We start from the raw sequence: 16,352 nt of genomic DNA, 5'->3' as shown, positions 1-16,352 counted from the left end.
TTAATTTTTTAATCATTTTTACTTTGCAAATACGCGACAATAGTTCATAATAAAAAGAGAAAGAAACGAGGTGATAGAACAATGAAAAAATTCGTTACTGGTTTTGTAGTTGGTTCTTTAGTCACAACTGCAGCAACGGTTTGCCTAGTCGCAACCCTTAAAAAAACGGTCATCGATCCAATCGAAGAAAAAGAAGCAAAAATCGATGAAAGCCGCCGCAAAGCACATCGCAAAAGCTTTGCCCGTTAATTCGTTAACGTTAAAAGAAGCCCTGACCTCGCGTCACGGCTTTTTTTGTGTTTTCATTGCGCGAAAAAAAAGAAAAAGCTCTCAGGAAAAATTTCCCAAGAGCTGTTGAGTAATTATTTACACTACTTTTTTCTTTTTCGTTTTACCAGACCATTCTTGATAGCCTTTTTTCAAAATGAAAATATCTTGATAGCCATTTTTACGTAATTTATTTGCTGCACGAACACTTAACGTTGTCGTATTGTCATACAAATAAATCGGCACATCTTTACGAATCCCAGCCATTGATTGCACGAAGGTTGTATAAGGAATATTACGCGCTCCTAAAATGTGACCCGCGTCAAATTCATTTTTTTCACGAACGTCAATGACTTGTGCCTTGCGCATGCCTTCTTTAAATTCTTCTTCGGTAATAATCGTTGCTGAGCGTTTACCCATGAAGTAATAAAACAACCAGTTCACTCCAAAGAACAATAAGATTGCTACTAAAATTACGTTTAACCAAATTAAAAATCCTGACATATTAAATCGACCTTTCTAGTCTTGAAATTGTAATGCAAGAGACCCCGCCCCAATAACACCAGCATCATTGCCTAATTCGGCTAATTTGATAACGGTACTTTCGTTTACTTGCGGGAACGTAAATTGACGGAAGTATTTTTCTACGCGACTACGTAAAAATTCACCCGCTGCACTCACGCCACCACCTAAAACAATACTTGAAGGATTCAAGGTATTCCCTAAGTTTCCACAAGCTAGTCCTAAATAAAAACAAACTTTGTCGACAACCATTAACGCAAAGACATCGCCTTTTGCTGCCAACTCAAACACATCTTTACTCGTAACCGCTTGACCGTCATCAAGATTTGCTTTCAGCTGCGATTCGCCTGCAAATTCTTCTGCTAAGTGACGGGCGACACGCACAACCCCTGTTGCACTAGAAACCGTTTCTAAACAGCCTACTTTGCCACACGTACAAGCAAACCCTTCAGGATCAACCGTAATGTGACCAATTTCACCTGCACAGCCAGCAACACCGTGTAACAACATGTTTTCCATAATAATGCCGCCACCGACACCCGTGCCTAACGTAATAAAGATTACATCTGGATTGTTTTCACCGGCACCTTTCCAACGCTCACCAAGAGCCGCCACGTTGGCATCATTATCTAATGCAAAACGAATGCCGGTTCCTTCTTCGATTTGTTGACGAATCGGTTGTAGCGTTTTCCAGTTCAAGTTGTAAGCGCCAATAACGGTTCCTTCCGCTCGATCAACACTTCCTGGTGTCCCCATTCCGATACCGATAAAATCATCCGCCGTTAAATCGTATAAATCAAGGTGATGATTAATCGACGCAATAATGTCCGGTACAATATGGGTACCCTCATCTAAAATATTTGTTTCAATACTCCATTTTTGTTGAATTTCTCCATCAACTGTTAAAATGGCAAATTTTGCCGTTGTCCCACCTAAATCAATTCCAATTACTTTCTTTGTTGACATTTACAAGTCCTCCCTGCTCAATTCAATCTGGTGTTCTCTTTTTAATATTGCCCATGCTTTTAAGTAAGTTTGTTGTTCAATTAAATGGCTGTCGTATAAATTTTTGATTTCCTGAGACATCAGTTCAATATCATATACACGTTTCCCAACATAAATAATGATCCCAAATCGCTTTAATAATTGCTGGACATCATATAAACTTTCCATTTAAAAACACTTCCTATCATTATACTAATATTTGACTTTTTTTCAATCGCTTTCGTAAAAATAGACAAGGAAGCCACGCGAAAAATTCATTAAATGACTTGATATCTTTTTAAGCCATAAACAATACAAAAGAAAAGTAAAAATAGCAAGATCATCGCAGAAATAATCCGCACATGAATCGAATACGTTTTACCCACTCTCATTGGTAACGCCACAATATTCCCCATCAAAATCCCGCCGATTAAACCACCTAGGTGCCCGTACATATCGATCGTTTGATCAAAGAGACCAAACACGAGATTTAACACGATAAAAAGTGAAAATTGACGGACCATCGCTTGAATTCCGGGATTGTTTTTGAAATGAATGCCTAACACAATAAACGCCCCAAAAATCCCAAAGAGCGATGTACTTGCGCCAGCTGCTTGAACATTCATATCATTAAACGCAAAGCCTAAAACATTCCCCAGCACCCCACTAAGCAAATAAATGAGGAAAAAACGTCCATGGCCATAAATCGCTTCGACTTGTTGCCCCATGTAATACAAAATCACCGAGTTAATCGCAAAATGCATTAAACCATAATGAATAAAAATCGGTGTGACAAAACGCCAGTACTCATGATTAAGTGCAATCAGCGGGCCAAACATTGAGCCACGAAACTCAATCAGTAAACCTGGCAATAAATACGCTAACAAGAAAACCGCTGTTTGAATCGATAAAAAGCCTATCGTCACAAATGGTTGATTTTTTAATTTATTCCAGTTCATTGCGTCGCCTCCTTCATCTTATAAGAATCCGTATAAATCCGCTCCACCGCAACATCTAATGGCTCGTTCGTCCATTCATTATTCAATTGTTCCGCAAAGACCAAACTACACGTCCGCCCTTGATAATCAGCCAAATAACGATCGTAATAACCGCCACCAAACCCAATCCGATAACCCTTAGAAGAAAACACCAAACCAGGCACAACGATCAACTCAATTTCTTCTTTTGTGACAATTAAGTTACTGATCGGTTCTTCCACCCCAAACTGGGTACGTTGATAGACCGTGTCCTCATCGACTTCATAAAAAGCTAATTTTCTTTCAGGAAGCGACTTTGGAACCACGACTTTCTTGCCTTGCAAAAGCGCCCGTTGAATGACTTTTTCAGTATCAAATTCAAATGCTAACGCCTTTGTGACCGCAATGGTGTTACTCGTTTTCCATTGTTGCGAAGCAAATAACAACGCCAAGATTTGCTGTTCTTTCTTCGCTTTTAGCGCCGGATGATTCGCTAGTTTCTTCAAGGCTCGAATGCCTTGTTCACGTAATTGTTTTTTACTCAACATCTTCACACTCCTACTAGGAAATAGTACCGAAAAATCGATTGAATAGCAAACTGATTTCACCATTCTTCCAAAATTTATGACTCAATCCTCGTCAAGTAAAACTACTTAACAAAATTCATAAAAAGACTAGCTTTTTTGCGAAAGTCATGCTATTATATTCAAGTCTGAGAATTGTCTTAGAGAATTCTTTAAGTATGGGAGGGAAAATCATGCGTATTAACATCACTTTAGAATGTACTTCTTGTAAAGAACGTAACTACCTAACAAGCAAAAGCAAACGTAACACTCCGGACCGTTTAGAAAAACAAAAATACTGTCCACGTGAAAGAAAAGTTACTTTACACCGTGAAACAAAATAATCTTTTTAAAATGAGCACCGAATCCTTTGGCAACAATGGGTTTGGTGCTTTTTTTTGTTTTTGGGAATGGATTTCTGCACGGTTTTCCACACGGTTAGATTTTGTTTTTGTCGAAGTAATCTTCCTACTGATTATTAAAATAACAGTAACCTTAATCACTGGTGTCCGGATAATCACCTCGTCAAGTATAAGTGCTTGCGGAATTAATGTGTTCTCGCTTCGAATTCAATACTGATAAATAAACTGAATTGCAAAACTACGATTCCTAAAATAATCATTGGAACAACCTTGATTAAATCTCTTATGATTTCAGGTTTGTCCATATAAAGGTCTTTGCTTGGAACAATCCAGCAAGCAATATCTTGCCATAAATTCGCAAAATTCAATACAAAAAGTTGTTTCTTTTTTTTTGTGCCTTATAATTAAAGGTGTTAGATTGCGTCATAACTCAACGCCATAAACACATACCTTTTTTTCTGTAAAAGCACAAAATTTGCTATCTAAATCAGATTGGAGACATAATATGAAATATTTACCACTAACAAAATCTGCTGAACTCACGAAAAATTACAGGCGCGGAGGATGGATTACTTTAATAATTGGATTACTTATTTTTTCATTAGTTAGTAGTTTAGTCATTCAAATAGGTTCCTTTTTTTCTGATAGTTTTGGAATCCTCATTCAACTTTATTTCTATTCATTAGTAATTTTAGCAATTATTCTATACTCTAAATTTGTAGAAAAAAGAGATATTCAATCGTTAGGGATAAGTTCTAAAAATTTCACAAAAAATTATTCTTTTGGTGCAATTTTGGGTTTCGTAATGATAGGAGCAACTATTATAGGCAATTTGATTATGCAAAGTATTTCAATCAGCATAAATAATAACGTTAATATATTATATTTAATGTTACTTCTGTTTGGCTTTTGTATTCAAGGCTTTGCAGAAGAGCTTCTCTTTAAAGGATATATTATGAATACTATAGCTAGCATGAGCAATATGACTATAGGAATAGTTATAAATTCTGTTATTTTCTCATTAAATCATGCAATTAATCCTAATGTTACGAGTATTGGATTAATAAACATATTTTTACTTGGTTTCTTACTATCGTTAATATTTTTTTACAGTGATAATTTGTATTTAGTAGGAGCTTTGCATAGTAGTTGGAATTTTTTTATTGCTATTTTAGGGTTACCAGTTAGTGGAAAGATAGTTAATGAAACCATATTTAGAATTAAAACAACTGATAGCCTTTCGATCTTAAATGGTGGCAATTTTGGATTAGAAGGTGGATTATTAGCAACTATAATACTGATAGTTGGCGTTGGAACATGTCTATCTTTTATAAAACGCCGATTGATAAAAAGAGACTAACAAATATATCAATCATCATATTTAATATTTAGAAAAAAATGTTATAATAATTTCGGTGCTATAGATAGCATAAAGGAACTTGTAGGCGTCGTAAAAGTAATATTTTGCGACTTTGCAGTGGTTGTTTGACAACAAAACCACGAGATGTCAGCTTATTTTTATATGCAAGTTCCTTGAGGGTTCTCTTGTTTTCAAGAGAACTTTTTTTATTAGGAGGAAAATAAATGTTAGAACAAAATTTATTAACAGAAATCGAAAAAATAAGTAAGAGGAAAATAAGTGCTTTTGAAAAGTACCATAATGGACAACAAGTATCTTGAATGTAACTGCTAGACTGTATTGTGCAGTTATTGCTAAATAAGAATGTGCACTTTTACCCTATTACTTCGTTCCATTTGATAAACTAGAAACGTTAGTTTATTGACTGGAAGGAGAAAAAGAAGGTGGATTTTGAAAAAGTGAACAGAATTGCGAAAGTGCATCATTACAAAAAGAAAGGATTTTCAAATGCGAAAATTAGTCGAATGCTTGGCATTCACCGTAACACAGTAATTAGTGATTTGAAGAAAGAACCAAACGAAGCAGTTGTGTGGGTAGAATCCTTAGCGAATCGGAAAAGAAAATTAGATCCATATAAAGAAACTATTTTAAGCTGGCTGAGTGATGAGCCAGAACTGTCCGCAGCTCAAATTGAAGACTGGCTAGAGGAACAGTTTAATTACAGAGAAGCAGCACCCAGTACTATTCGTTCTTATGTCAGAGAGTTAAGGGAAACCTACGGTATTCCTAAAAGATTAACTTATCGCAATTACGAGGCTGTTCCTGAGCTTCCAGCTGGCAGACAGATCCAAGTCGATTTTGGTGAGATTACAGTTAAACGTGCACTTACCGAAGGACGAATAAAGCTTTACTGCATCGGCTTCGTACTCTCCCACTCCCGATATAAATATGTCGAGTGGCAAGAGAGACCCTTTACGACAAAAGATGTCGTTCGCGCACATGAGAATGCTTTTGACTACTTCGGAGGTCGGACAGAAGAAATCGTATATGATCAGGACAAATTAATGATTGTTAGTGAGAACCACGGCGATATATTATTTACCAAACAGTTCCAGGCCTATGTACTTGAGAGAGGGTTTATCGTCCATGTATGTCGAGCGGCTGATCCGGAGTCCAAGGGAAAAGTCGAAGCAGTCGTAAAATTTGTGAAGTATAACTTCGCTCGTGGTCGACGCTTTTATTCAATCACTTCTTGGCAGGAAAGCTGTGAAGCCTGGTTAGAACGTAGAGGCAACTATAAGACACATGAAAAAACAAAAAAGAGACCGATAGACGTGTTCACTCTGGAAAAGTCACACCTCATCTCGATCTCTAACAAACTCATTCTCTCGAACAAAGAAAGTATAACAAAGACCGTTCTGAAAGACAATACGATTCAATATAAATCCAATTACTATTCGGTTCCACTAGGAACCTACCAGCCACAGAAGAAAATCAAAGTACGTGTTGTCGTTAATGATACTAGTTTATCTGTGTTCGAATTGAAAAGTGACCAACAAATCGCTACTCACCTCTTAGCTAAAGGGAAAGGCAAACTGACTAAAGATCCTGATCATGGACGCGAAGATGCGAAAAAGCAGAAACTAGATAGTCATATTAGCCGTGTCCTTGGACTTTTTCAAAACGAGGAAAAGGCAATGATCTTCATTGACCAACTGAAGGTCAACTACCCAAGGCATACAAGAGACCAGTTACGTGTCATTGAAGCAGTCAGTGAACGAAACAGTGATTTTTTAGAGAAAGCTTTAAATGAATGTATATCTCTGAATTTATTTAGTGCCGTTACATTAAGAGATGTGGCCAATGACATCGCCCGTCGAGATGTCCAGACAGATTCCGAGTCTACAAGGAATAATAGTTTATCAAAAAATATCAGACAATTACCGCTGTAGAACGTTCCTTTGAATCATATCTACAGGTGTTAGGAGGGGAACAATCATAAGTACCACAGAAGATCTCCAATCACAATTCAAGCAATTACGTATGACTGAAACAGCTCAAGCGCTCCCGGGCTTTCTCCGTGAAGCTGAACAGCAGTCCTGGACCTACCAGGAGCTGCTTGTCGCTATATGCGACCATGAAGAACAGCGTCGCGAAGAGAAAACACGACAGAAACATTTAAAATGGGCGCAATTTCCCTTCGAAAAGTCCTTAGAGGACTTTGACACGACCGAATCAGTTTCGATTAGTAAACGTCAGATTTCTCAATTAAGAGCATGCGACTGGTTGGATCAAACATTCAACCTGGTCCTCTTAGGTCCACCAGGCGTCGGTAAAACTCATTTAGCTATTGGCCTTGGACTGGAAGCTATCGACCAAGGGAAACAAGTGGCATTCGTTTCAATGGGTGAGTTGATTACCTTACTTAAAACTGAAGAATACGTCCGAAAATCAGCCATTCGATTGAGGCGTATAAGACAAGCAGATTTAGTTGTGATTGATGACATGATGTTTATGGCAATGGAAACAAGAGAAGCCAACCTCTTTTTCCAGCTAGTCAGTGACTTGTATGAAAAAAGTTCGATCATTTTAACTTCAAACAAAGGACCTGACAGCTGGGGCAAGATGCTTGGTGATCAAGGAATAGCGACAGCTATTCTGGATCGACTTCTTCATCGCTGTGAAGTTATTCATATTAATGGAGAGAGTCATAGAATGAAACATCGAGAATCAGTCTTCACGTAACAAAAGTGCACAATTCTACTTGACAGTTACACAAAACTATTGATTATTAGTATAGCATCTCTTCGATACATAAAATTACATAAAGTCGTGTATCAAGAACCTTTTTAAAATAAGGTATATTTTTAACTCATTTTTATTATTTTAAATAAACGTTAAGGAGTAATTTAATATGGATTTAACTTTAGATACAGATTCAGGAAAATTAAATATTAGGGTAGCAGCATGGATAGAAAGCCAAAATAGTCTACTAGTTTCTAAATACCCTGATGGAATAATTTCTTTACCAGGTGGTAGAGTAAAATTTTCAGAGACTACTAGTGAAGCAGTAAAACGTGAAGTTTTAGAAGAAACTGGAGAAAATTTTTATGATGTAGAATTATTTTCAGTAATTGAAAATTTTTTCTTAGAAAAACAATCAAAAAAGGATTTTCATGAATTTCTTTTTGTTTATAAAGGTAAAATAAAAGAGAAAAAAGAATATCATGGTGTAGATAAAGATGATCAAGATATTACATGGGAATCTTTAAAAATTATAAATGAATTAAAACCTAGTATCTTTAGTGAGCTAGCTGGTTTCAAGAATAAAAATCATATAATTCACTTAGTGAATACTGATTAATGAATGTATCCAAAACAATCACTATTAAGACAATTTTCAAAGTTTTATTCATACATGAAATTAGATAAAATAGTGTGCTTAGAACCCTTTTAAAACGGGATTCTTTTTTTTATTAATTGGACGCAATGCTCTTGCAACCAGTATAGTTTTTAGCAATGATACGAGCGTTGCGCCGTCGTTGCTTTGCTTAAATGATAATTTATATCTGAGGAGGTCATTATGGATATTTCTAATCAATTAAAAGCAAAAAGAAAAGAATTAAATCTTACCCAACAACAAGTTGCAGATAAAGTTTTTGTTACTAGACAAACTATTTCTAAATGGGAGCTAGGAAAAAGCCAACCTGATTTAGTCAGTTTAAAACTTTTAGATAATGCATTAAACCTATCTGAACTTGAAGAGAAAGAGAAAAAAACAGTCAAAAGGAGTTTTTACAATGAATCAAAAACTATCGTTGAAAGATCTCATTTTTACACTAGTATTTGGAGTGCTATTCTTACCCATCCGATTTTTATATACTCTAAATCAACAGTATAAAACCTCAAAGCTCTCGAAGTTCGTAATCAAACCCATTCTGATCCTACTATTTTTACTATACGTTGGTAGTTTAAAATTACAGCCACTTATCTTTGTTATAGTAACAACGCTACTTTTCTATTATATTTTAAGCATTTATTATTCAGAAGATTAGCAGGTTGTTTCTAATTTTTTATGATACATATTTTTGGAGAGTATCATGTATCGAATTGTAGCAGGGCTCTATCGCTTAAAAAGCAGTAGAGTCTTTTTTAATACTACTTATATAGTAACTTTTGTTTAAAAACCTCATCTCTTTTTTCAATTGGAGTTTCTAAAATTTCTTTATATATTTTATCAGACTCGATTAAATGTAGTTGCATAATATTTTCTCCTTTTATTAATTTTAGGTTATTTTTGAATTAAATAGATGAATTGATAAAACATTTGTTGTACACGATTATCTGACGAGCTTCTGAGTGCCTGTTCAAATTAATTACCGTATCATAGTAGCTAAAGTTCGCTTAAATCCATTTGAATTAGATAAATCCCTAAAATGCTGATACCAGTAAATTCTATGAATGGCTAAATAAAAAATGATTTTCAAGCAGATTTACATTATTTTCTAAATCTTGAACACTATAAAATTCCTTTGAAGTCAAATTAAATTTTTGAGTTTCTTTCTGTATTTTGGCTGCAAATAAAGCATCTCTTTTCATCCATTTATCAAAAGCAACAGCTGGATTGCTAGTCTTATTCAAAATTGAATGGATCCATGTTCTTTTTAAATATAATTCTGTCTGTAATTTTTCATTAGAAATCAACCAAATAGCACTATTTTTATGACTGATGTATGGTTGCACTAAAGACGGCATGAGCTGATTTCCTTCAATAACTAGTGGTTTATCGGGTAAACTTAGAATGTCTTCAATAACAAACTCAAAATCTTCTTTAAAAACATTAACATATAATTGCAATTGTTCAGCTACAGGTCTTAAGTAAAATATCTCATTGGGTGTCATACCAGACATAGAGATCATCGCTGGTTGTATTGATCCAGATGTTTTTTTTAAGTGTTTTTCGAAATGGTCATCACAAGAATAAAGAGTAAAACCATATTTTACAGCAAACTGCCTGGCAAATGTACTTTTTCCAGCACAAGAAGACCCACCAATCCAGTAAATCGGTTCTTTTCTATCGGAAAACTTACTATATGTACTTTTCTTAGAGTGCATACTAACTCTTCCCTTCCTCTCCTCCCCTATTCAGATTAAGGGGTGCTGTTTTTAGCTCTTATTTTTTCTAGTTTATTTTTAAAGCGCTTGTCAACATCCCCGTCAACCAATTCGTCTTTTATTGTGTAACCTGAGTAAGCCCACTCTGGTAGGGATTCCTTACGAGGTGATGGTTTGGTGTAGTTTTGTTGTTTATGCTTAAATGATTCATCATATTCTTTGATATCTTTAATAGTCTTAACTTCTTTTTGCTTGAAATCGGTTAGTATGGCATTTAAATACACAAAGGATTTGCCTTTTGATTGAGTACGATTCATTGCTTCTAAAATGACATCTGAATCGAAAACAGTTAACCAGGTTTTTAAGTTCTGTTTGACTTGTTCTGTCGGGATTTCAATAGTTAATCACTCTTTCTTATTATAATATGTAATTTTTTTATTATATCACAATATAAATTAGAGAATAACAATAAAATAAGTATTCGAGAGGAAATCATTGATCCGTTTTTCTTCTTTTTTCCTTTTCTGTAGTCGTATGACATTTGGGCACCCTTTGTTAGATTGTATTTTTTCAATACATGAAATTTTATAAAATCATGTGTTCCAAACCTTGTGTAATCAAGGTTATTTTTCATCTTAAAAAGAAAAAAGATAGAGCATAAAATCTACTCTATCTTAATCTTGTCAGTACTTCTAGCACTTTTTCTGAGTTTGTCTTAATTGAGATTTTGACAAACTCAACAAAAATACCTTATCTATCTTGTATCTTTAAATATCCAAGCTGTTCCATAAGAAATAAAACCTACACATATCACAATTGTAAATAGTATTATTCCTGAAATAAATAAATCAAATGTATTATTAAAAGGTGGATTAGTCGTAATCTCTATAAAGACAAATATAAACAAAGAAATAATTAAACTCGTAATTATAGCTTTATAAGAAACAACAGAAGCAAAATAAGCATTATTTTTTTCTCTCTCATCAGAGGCACTAAATTCACCATCTTTTAAAGAATAATCTTTATTCCTTTTACTGATCCCCCATCGAATCAATCCAAATAAAACAAGATAAACAACAAATACAATCGATATATTACCCGTTGTAGATTCAAACCCATTATCGGTATATTGAGCATTCATTGAGAAAAACTCAACCAATGATGCGGCAAATAAACTAACCATAATTGAGTTTCCAACAGTTTCAACTATAATCTTTTTCATTTTTACATTCCTCCTTAAAAAATAGATCTTCAATTCTAATGTTTAGCACCTGAGCGATATCGATAGCTAGCAATAGCGATGGAATATAACTCCCTTTTTCCAAAGAAATGATGGTTCTTCTAGTAACCCCAACTTTATTTGCAAGTTCTTCTTGTGTGAGTTTTTTTTCAGTCCTTTTTTCTTTCACTTTATTTATTATAGTTGCCAATAATGATCACCCTCTATCTATTTACTTCATTTAATAAATAAATTATACCAGTCTTTCGAAGTGAAGTCAACTTCACTTTAAAAGACTGGTATTCTCTTGTCGTATATTGTGTTTTCAATTATCCTTCTTCCCTAGTTTGTCACAATTCTTAATGTGACAAACTCAGTTTCTGCTTTATAAATACATGAAATTGCTTAAAATAGTGTATTGAGAATCGTATTTAATTAATGATTAATATAATTAAAATATCTAATACCATCTGCACCAATCTCAATATCAAAGGATAATTTTTTTTTTGAATTGAAGGTTATGTATTCACTTTCATATTCGCCAAAATTATAGCTGGAATTGGTATTTTCAGGATATCCATATAGATAACAGACGACTTTTCCGTCTTTAACAAATACAATTTGATTCATATTGTCATTCACAGTTTCACTTATATTGTCCCATTTATATCCAACAACTTCGTAGATAGTTTCTTTTGTAGTATAGGGTGCAAAGCTATAAAGCGTGTCCCATTCAAAAGGAGTCCATTTTGAAAAGTCATTAATAACCATAGGATTGCTCAAACTATCAGTTAAATCTTCTAATTTACTAGCATTCGTATCCCATATATCTTTTTTTAAAGGACCAAAAATAAGAATTATTGTAATAACTATACCTGTCAAAATAGTCCATAAAAATACATTCTTTTTTTTCATAACAATCCCCATTCTAGTATGAATTTTTTTGTTATAACGTACTTCTATCATAAACTTTATTTTCTTTTAATTCTATAATCCCTATAACTATTAAATTATTCTAGATACATGAAATTACATAGAATCGTGTATCAATAAACTCATTGTATCAAGATTATTTTTGTTTTTTAATCACTTTGATTTTGTTTGATATTAAGAGAATTGCTGAAGAAATAAGTCCGGAAAAACCAGTGTATAACAAAAATCTGCCTAAATCATAATTTAAGGATAGTTCTTTCTGCATTCTTATTGTTTCCTGTTTGTCCATTGGACTAAAATCTTGAATAGGAATAAGAATGGCCCATAAAAAGTAACCAATAATAATAATTACTAAAGATATGATTAAAAATGAAAATATAATTTTATTTGATTTAGATTTCATTGTTTTTACCACCTTTCTGTTAGTTAGTATCACTTACACAATACATGAAATTGGATAAAATAGTGTATTCTGAATCCTTTAACCAAAGGGATCTTTTTTATCTTAAAAGTACGGAGTGTGAAGTATAACTATCCTTTTTTTACTAGTCCTTTAATATTCTCTTGGATTGGTCATACTTAGCATTGTGACAAACTCAAGAAATTATAGTTCACTTAAAAATTCTGCTAGTATTGCATTAAATTCGTCGTAATTATCTACATTTGAGTTATGAGCAGCATTAGTGATTTCCCGTAACGGATATCCCATCTGCTTACTCCACATCTTATTATATTTTTTAACATATCCAGTATTATCACTGTCTCCAACTATTAAAAGTACTGGAAAGTCGAATTCAACTATTTCTTTTCTCTCTAAAAACCCACCATATGCCATATCCATGATAAATATAATTTCTTTTTTACTTAATTTAGAAATTGACGTATATAAATTATTATAGGCATATTCTGTTTTCGTTGATCCTTTGGCAATACTTTTAGCAAGAATATTGTAAGGAAACCATGAAGACATACTACCAACCTTAGTTAAAAGAAATCTCTCCCACTTAGCATAATAAAAATGTCCAAACGGATTTGTATCTACAGCAATAAAAGATTTAACCTTTTCTGGATAATGTATAGCAAATTCCTGACATATGTAACCACCCATAGATTGACCAACTAATATTACTTTATTTATTTCTTCATTTTTCAAAATATTATTCAATTCTTTAGCAACATTGACATATGAGAAGCTTTCATATGGACGTGATTCGCCATGGAGAGGAATATCCCAAGTAAGTATTTTATATTCTTCACTAAAAAATTCTATTTGCTTATCAAACATCGTATGATCAGCAGTCATTCCATGAGTAAAGACAATACAACTTGCATCTTTTTTTTTGCTTCCACCTATCCAATAATATATTGTGCTATTCTTTGACTTTATGTTCTTTTGCTTCATGAAATCACTCCTTTAAAACATAAGTTTTGACAAATGTTTTTATTCTTACGAGTTTTATTTAATTCATATTGTGACAACCCCATCTATTACTTTAGGATACACTATTTTCTATAAAATCATGTGTTCCAAACCTTGTGTAATCAAGGTTATTTTTCATCTTAAAAAGAAAAAAGATAGAGCATAAAATCTACTCTATCTTAATCTTGTCAGTCCTTCTAGCACTTTTTCTGAGTTTGTCTTAATTACCTTTAAGACAAACTCATTCATGAAAATATTAAGTCAATTAGTTGAACACTCCAAGGAGTAAACATAAATAAGGAGAATAAAATAAGCAAAATACTTATAAAAATGGTTACTTTGCTGTCTTGATTGTTTCTATAAGCAGATATCGATCGGATTAAAAGATAAATACCTATAATTAATGTTAGAAAGTACCAAAAACCCATATGAAACACTCCTTTTTAATTTTTTCAATTATGTGATTAATTCCTTAAATTAGGCCTTTAAAAAAAAGTAGAGCAGTTTTATACTTTCTTCCGTGTCAAAAAAATCCCAAAGATAACTCCAATAAGGGCAATTGGAGCTATTCTCATGAACAACCACTCAAATCCGTGTAAAACCACTCCGACAACTGCGATTTCAGGGTCACTATAATCCCAACCCAAGTAAGGACTATTTGACACTATTAAAACGGTGAAAATAGCAGCTATAACCACGAACAGTAAAATAAGAAGCCAGTGAAACGTTTTGCTCCTTGTTGCTTTCCTTTGTGCGAGTTGCAAGTTGATGACCTCAAGTTTTTCAGAAATCACTTTTACGTCATCAACCTTCGACTCAATTATAGTTTCTCCAAGCAAATTGCTTACGGATGTTTCAAACACTTCCGATATAGAAATAAGCATATCAGAATCAGGAACCGACAAACCTTTTTCCCATTTAGATATTGTTTGTCGCACTACATTTAGTTTGATCGCAAGTTCTTATTGCGAAAGCCCTATCGATTTTCGAATTGCTTTAATATTTTCCCCTAGCATTAGTGATAACCTCTTTTCTACTGCTATTATATAATTAATTACTTGTTGCTATAAGCAACGCAAATTAACATTTTACTATTTATTATCCTTACACTAATAATGTTGAGTTTTATTTAGTTCTTATTGTGACAAACTCACCTTGCCAGTTGCAAGTTATTCCATTATTCTGATACACGAAATTAGATAAAGTCATGTATCTAGAACCTCGACTTAATAAAATGTTTTATTTATGTTTTTCCTTACGAACCTCAAAATAAAGCGAAAGGAATGCAACCATGGTCAATATATAAAAAATTATAAATATTTTTTTTATATTCTCATTTACGAGTATAGGTGTAAATAAGGTTGTCAGTATAAGTATCCAGGTAACAAAGCTATTTTTTAAACTATTTTTCACTGTCTTCACTCCTATTAAGAATTTGAATAATCGATGAACTAATTTATTTTATAAAAAATACATGAAATTGCTTATAACAGTGTATTGGAATTAAGGTAGATTGACTAACGAGTGATCAAATAGATATACTTCATTCAAACAATCGTTTGAATGTGAGGTGAGATGAATGAAAAAAGTTTGCCAAGTGACTGTCGTACATAAAGAAAAAGTAAATGGAATAAAAAATAAATTGGATCAAAAAGATTTTTCAAACTTACTTGTGTTAGGGAAATGTTTCAGCGATTTTTCTAGAATTAAAATTTTCTATGCTTTAGAAACCTATAGGGAAATGTGTGTCTGTGATTTAGCAGAAATACTTACTGCTAGTGTCGATACAACGTCACACCATTTACGTTTTTTAAAAAAACATGGAATGGCAAAATCACGTCAAGATGGAAAAGTAGTTTATTACTCTTTAGCGAATGAAGACATCCTTTCCGCTATTCATTTTTTTTTAAAGTTATCAGAAAATCTATCTATGAAATCTTAGTTTGGAGGAAGTTATTTTGTTACAAAGTATTTTTTCAGCTATCGCTGTTTACATTTCTACGAGCATTGATTATTTGTTTATCTTGCTCATTATCTTTTCTCAAAGTCACACACAAAAAGGTATTCGACACATTTTTTGGGGTCAATATCTTGGAACAGGCATTTTGGTAGCTGTAAGTTTGTTTGCTGCTTATGTGCTGAATTTTATTCCGCAAGATTGGATCATTGGACTTCTTGGATTAATTCCAATTTATTTAGGTATCCGTGTCGCTGTGATAGGCGAAGAGGAGGAAGAAGAAGAGGAAGTCGTTGAAAAACTAGAATCTAGAGGAACCAGTCGGTTATTCTGGACTGTCGCCTTAATAACCATTGCGTCAGGTGGAGACAATTTAGGGATTTATATTCCCTACTTTACTTCGTTAGCTTTTTCAGAAATTTTAATTGCCTTAGTAGTATTCGTTATCTCGATTGCGATTCTTTGCTTTATCAGTTATAAGTTGGCAAAAATTTCCTTTGTTTCCGAAACGTTAGAAAAGTATGAACGAATCATTATTCCAATCGTGTTTATTGGATTAGGAATCTTTATCTTGGTAGAGAACGGGACGATACAAACGCTACTAGGTTTTTAAAAATCATAATCACGAAAGATAAAAAGAGAGGCAGCGATTTGTTTAGTCGCTGCCTTTTTT

General features: G+C 33.4%; 22 protein-coding genes. 9 read left to right on the top strand and 13 right to left on the bottom strand.

Translation table 11 applies throughout. The annotated features are described in order from the left end of the window. Nucleotides 1-81 precede the first annotated feature (81 nt). Nucleotides 82-249 carry a DUF3042 family protein gene (locus IGI68_RS09160; protein ID WP_071873646.1) on the top strand — a complete coding sequence of 56 codons (168 nt, stop codon included), beginning with the start codon at nucleotides 82-84 and terminating at the stop codon, nucleotides 247-249. 117 nt (nucleotides 250-366) lie between these two features. Here IGI68_RS09160 and IGI68_RS09155 read toward each other — a convergent pair whose 3' ends face one another. From IGI68_RS09155 to IGI68_RS09135, 5 genes are all read right to left on the bottom strand, one after another. Further along, nucleotides 367-771, bottom strand: coding sequence for a rhodanese-like domain-containing protein (locus IGI68_RS09155; RefSeq protein WP_071873645.1), 405 nt, complete (start codon nucleotides 769-771; stop codon nucleotides 367-369). A 15-nt stretch (nucleotides 772-786) separates the two neighbouring features. Further along, nucleotides 787-1,755: an ROK family glucokinase gene (locus tag IGI68_RS09150; RefSeq protein WP_071873644.1), complete on the bottom strand. Its 969-nt coding sequence runs from the start codon at nucleotides 1,753-1,755 to the stop codon at nucleotides 787-789. Beyond that, nucleotides 1,756-1,962 carry a YqgQ family protein gene (locus IGI68_RS09145; RefSeq protein ID WP_071873643.1) on the bottom strand — a complete coding sequence of 69 codons (207 nt, stop codon included), beginning with the start codon at nucleotides 1,960-1,962 and terminating at the stop codon, nucleotides 1,756-1,758. It lies immediately after the preceding gene. An 89-nt stretch (nucleotides 1,963-2,051) separates the two neighbouring features. Further along, complete coding sequence (locus IGI68_RS09140; RefSeq protein ID WP_071873642.1) at nucleotides 2,052-2,732, bottom strand: rhomboid family intramembrane serine protease; 681 nt, start codon at nucleotides 2,730-2,732, stop codon at nucleotides 2,052-2,054. Further along, entirely contained in the window at nucleotides 2,729-3,298 is a 570-nt protein-coding gene (locus IGI68_RS09135; RefSeq protein ID WP_438732371.1) for a 5-formyltetrahydrofolate cyclo-ligase, read from the bottom strand. The genes IGI68_RS09140 and IGI68_RS09135 overlap by 4 nt, the downstream gene beginning before the upstream one ends. Before the next feature lie 209 nt (nucleotides 3,299-3,507). On the opposite strand from IGI68_RS09135, the gene rpmG reads away from it, so the two are divergent. The 6 genes from rpmG (at nucleotide 3,508) to IGI68_RS09105 (ending at nucleotide 8,936) form a co-directional block, all read left to right on the top strand. Next, a complete protein-coding gene (rpmG, locus tag IGI68_RS09130; protein WP_071873641.1) occupies nucleotides 3,508-3,657 on the top strand; it encodes a 50S ribosomal protein L33 in 150 nt (49 codons plus the stop codon). A gap of 523 nt (nucleotides 3,658-4,180) precedes the next feature. Then, nucleotides 4,181-5,035 carry a lysostaphin resistance A-like protein gene (locus IGI68_RS09125; protein WP_438732369.1) on the top strand — a complete coding sequence of 285 codons (855 nt, stop codon included), beginning with the start codon at nucleotides 4,181-4,183 and terminating at the stop codon, nucleotides 5,033-5,035. 443 nt (nucleotides 5,036-5,478) lie between these two features. Continuing rightward, the gene (gene istA, locus IGI68_RS09120; protein WP_438732367.1) at nucleotides 5,479-6,987 is read left to right on the top strand and encodes an IS21 family transposase; all 1,509 of its coding nucleotides are present in this window, start codon (nucleotides 5,479-5,481) and stop codon (nucleotides 6,985-6,987) included. A gap of 13 nt (nucleotides 6,988-7,000) precedes the next feature. Continuing rightward, entirely contained in the window at nucleotides 7,001-7,780 is a 780-nt protein-coding gene (gene istB, locus IGI68_RS09115; RefSeq protein ID WP_438733265.1) for an IS21-like element helper ATPase IstB, read from the top strand. A 169-nt stretch (nucleotides 7,781-7,949) separates the two neighbouring features. Then, nucleotides 7,950-8,399, top strand: coding sequence for an NUDIX domain-containing protein (locus tag IGI68_RS09110; RefSeq protein WP_438732365.1), 450 nt, complete (start codon nucleotides 7,950-7,952; stop codon nucleotides 8,397-8,399). A gap of 219 nt (nucleotides 8,400-8,618) precedes the next feature. After that, nucleotides 8,619-8,936 (top strand): helix-turn-helix transcriptional regulator, encoded by a 318-nt coding sequence (locus IGI68_RS09105; RefSeq protein ID WP_438732363.1) that lies wholly within the window; start codon nucleotides 8,619-8,621, stop codon nucleotides 8,934-8,936. Between the two features lie 554 nt (nucleotides 8,937-9,490). Here IGI68_RS09105 and IGI68_RS09100 read toward each other — a convergent pair. From IGI68_RS09100 to IGI68_RS09065, 8 genes are all read right to left on the bottom strand, one after another. Further along, nucleotides 9,491-10,150: a hypothetical protein gene (locus IGI68_RS09100; protein ID WP_338486740.1), complete on the bottom strand. Its 660-nt coding sequence runs from the start codon at nucleotides 10,148-10,150 to the stop codon at nucleotides 9,491-9,493. A 35-nt stretch (nucleotides 10,151-10,185) separates the two neighbouring features. Continuing rightward, the gene (locus IGI68_RS09095) at nucleotides 10,186-10,542 is read right to left on the bottom strand and encodes a DnaD domain protein (RefSeq protein ID WP_227004695.1); all 357 of its coding nucleotides are present in this window, start codon (nucleotides 10,540-10,542) and stop codon (nucleotides 10,186-10,188) included. Nucleotides 10,543-10,904: 362 nt separating this feature from the next. After that, on the bottom strand, nucleotides 10,905-11,372 hold the full coding sequence (locus tag IGI68_RS09090) for a hypothetical protein (protein ID WP_166162149.1): 468 nt from the start codon (nucleotides 11,370-11,372) through the stop codon (nucleotides 10,905-10,907). Next, nucleotides 11,353-11,580 carry a helix-turn-helix transcriptional regulator gene (locus IGI68_RS09085; RefSeq protein ID WP_373821140.1) on the bottom strand — a complete coding sequence of 76 codons (228 nt, stop codon included), beginning with the start codon at nucleotides 11,578-11,580 and terminating at the stop codon, nucleotides 11,353-11,355. The genes IGI68_RS09090 and IGI68_RS09085 overlap by 20 nt, the downstream gene beginning before the upstream one ends. 224 nt (nucleotides 11,581-11,804) lie before the next feature. After that, the gene (locus tag IGI68_RS09080) at nucleotides 11,805-12,335 is read right to left on the bottom strand and encodes a hypothetical protein (RefSeq protein WP_271027459.1); all 531 of its coding nucleotides are present in this window, start codon (nucleotides 12,333-12,335) and stop codon (nucleotides 11,805-11,807) included. Between the two features lie 103 nt (nucleotides 12,336-12,438). After that, nucleotides 12,439-12,705, bottom strand: coding sequence for a hypothetical protein (locus IGI68_RS09075; RefSeq protein ID WP_192987176.1), 267 nt, complete (start codon nucleotides 12,703-12,705; stop codon nucleotides 12,439-12,441). A 201-nt stretch (nucleotides 12,706-12,906) separates the two neighbouring features. Then, nucleotides 12,907-13,704 (bottom strand): alpha/beta fold hydrolase, encoded by a 798-nt coding sequence (locus IGI68_RS09070; RefSeq protein WP_438732359.1) that lies wholly within the window; start codon nucleotides 13,702-13,704, stop codon nucleotides 12,907-12,909. Between the two features lie 524 nt (nucleotides 13,705-14,228). After that, on the bottom strand, nucleotides 14,229-14,675 hold the full coding sequence (locus IGI68_RS09065) for a helix-turn-helix domain-containing protein (RefSeq protein WP_438733263.1): 447 nt from the start codon (nucleotides 14,673-14,675) through the stop codon (nucleotides 14,229-14,231). 626 nt (nucleotides 14,676-15,301) lie between these two features. On the opposite strand from IGI68_RS09065, the gene IGI68_RS09060 reads away from it, so the two are divergent. Continuing rightward, a complete protein-coding gene (locus tag IGI68_RS09060) occupies nucleotides 15,302-15,664 on the top strand; it encodes an ArsR/SmtB family transcription factor (protein ID WP_438732357.1) in 363 nt (120 codons plus the stop codon). 16 nt (nucleotides 15,665-15,680) lie between these two features. Then, a complete protein-coding gene (locus IGI68_RS09055; protein ID WP_002342452.1) occupies nucleotides 15,681-16,292 on the top strand; it encodes a CadD family cadmium resistance transporter in 612 nt (203 codons plus the stop codon). Nucleotides 16,293-16,352 lie beyond the last annotated feature (60 nt).

It is taken from the genome of Enterococcus sp. DIV1314a (assembly GCF_051713805.1).
Lineage (GTDB): Bacteria > Bacillota > Bacilli > Lactobacillales > Enterococcaceae > Enterococcus_I > Enterococcus_I aquimarinus.
This window is presented reverse-complemented; position numbering and strand designations above follow the sequence as displayed.